At 66.6% G+C, this 1,602-nt stretch carries 2 protein-coding genes; both read left to right on the top strand.

All coding sequences use genetic code 11. The features are described 5' to 3' along the window. Positions 1–95, top strand: a 95-nt coding sequence (locus H6A21_RS11340) for an IS3 family transposase (RefSeq protein WP_428840766.1), incomplete at its 5' end; no start/stop codon positions are given. Between the two features lie 206 nt (positions 96–301). Further along, positions 302–1,504: a CHAP domain-containing protein gene (locus H6A21_RS10720; protein WP_204562773.1), complete on the top strand. Its 1,203-nt coding sequence runs from the start codon at positions 302–304 to the stop codon at positions 1,502–1,504. Positions 1,505–1,602: the final 98 nt, after the last annotated feature.

Here is a 1,602-nt window from a genome sequence, read left to right as displayed (position 1 = left end):
GGTACAACAACTTCAGGATCCACTCGACGCTCGGCTACATGAGCCCCGTCGAGTTCAGGAAGGCGGGGCTGATCCTGTCGAAACCGTCCAAATAAGTGTTGCCAATCCAACTTCAGGGACTCCTCGTTGAATGTTACGATTGGCTCGGGCATGGTCCACCTCCAGCATGTTTCTCGTCTCGGCAACTCGAATCATGCCGGGGCGGGCCGTGCCCTCCCTCCTTGCCTGGACGCTATTCCGCTGTCAAAGTGCGCAAGTAATTGTACGTTACCGAAAATGGTGTCATTTCTGGGGGTTGACAATGAAGCAGACGGATTCATGCGGTGCTTACGTTCGCCGTATCCGTATTGTGGCGGCATTGCTGTGCGTCCTGGCGGCAGGTGGCGCGGCGTTGCCCGCATTCTCGTTTGCCGAACCCGCACCTGCGGTTGAGAAGAGTCCCGCAGCCGAGAGGGACACCTCCTACACCGGCTGGGTCGACGCGGGCGGCGACCCGTGCGGCGCCGCCTCGGCGGCCGGCTGGGTCGACGCTGGCGTGCGCGCCCGCTCCAAGTTCCTCTACGACCCCGGCACGGGCGAGTGGTACTGGGCGGAGGCCGACGGCTCCATCGCGCGCGACCACGACGCCCTCGTGCCGACCGACAACTCGGTGGCGGGCAGCGCCTGGGAGCAGGCCTCGGCCGAGTGGCGCTCGGCCAACGGCAAGTGGGTGCACCTCGGGCCCACCGGCGCCGTGCAGCGCGGCTTCCTTCTGCTGCCGGACGGCGACGGGCTCAAGTGGGTCTTCTGCGACTACGTGACCGGCGAGATGGCCCACGGCGAGCGCTACATAGATGATTCCCACGGCGACGAGCCGGGCTGGATGTACTTCGACCCGGTGACGGGCGCCGCGGACTACGGCTGGGCCTGGATCCCCTCCTCGGGCAAGTGGGTCTACTACGACGAGGTGAGCGGGCGCATGCGCTACGGGTCGCTGATGGTGGGCGGCCGCCCCTACTACCTCGACCCCGACACCGGCGAGCGCCTGCCGCGCGAGCGCGTGGCGGCGCGCCTGCTCGCCGCCGCCTCGTCCCAGGACGGCGTCACGGACGGCGACCGCTACCAGAACGCGGCGATCCAAGCGGGGTCCAGCTTCAACTCGTTCGGCCCCTGCACGGCGTTCGTCTACTGGTGCTTCCAGGAGGCGGGCCTGCATTACCAGTTCATGGACGGCGGCGCCACGACGTGGCCGCATGAGCTGTGCGACTGGTACACGGCGCGTGGCCGCATGCTTCCGCGTGCCTCGCGCCCGCAGCCAGGCGACCTGTGGATCGACAACTATCCGGCGACGCGGCCGTTCCCGAGTGCCTCGGCGACGCATTCCGGCATCGTCGACCATGTGTCGGCAAACGGCCGCACCGTCTACGTGTGGGAGCATGTGAACGGCTATGTCCATCTGTGCGCCGAGCGCTACGACCTGTGGTATCTCACCGGCTACGCGCAACCCTATTACAACGAGATGTAGCGCGTAGATGCCGCATGTCTCCATCGGGGACGGGGTTGTTCGGTGCCATCCGGCAGCCATGGCTGCCGGATGGCACCGAACAACCCCGTCCCCGATGG

Origin of the sequence: Collinsella tanakaei (genome assembly GCF_016902615.1) — a bacterium.
Taxonomy (GTDB): Bacteria; Actinomycetota; Coriobacteriia; order Coriobacteriales; family Coriobacteriaceae; genus Collinsella; species Collinsella tanakaei_A.
Note: the sequence above shows the minus strand (reverse complement) of the source record. Positions and strands in the feature narration are given on the sequence as shown.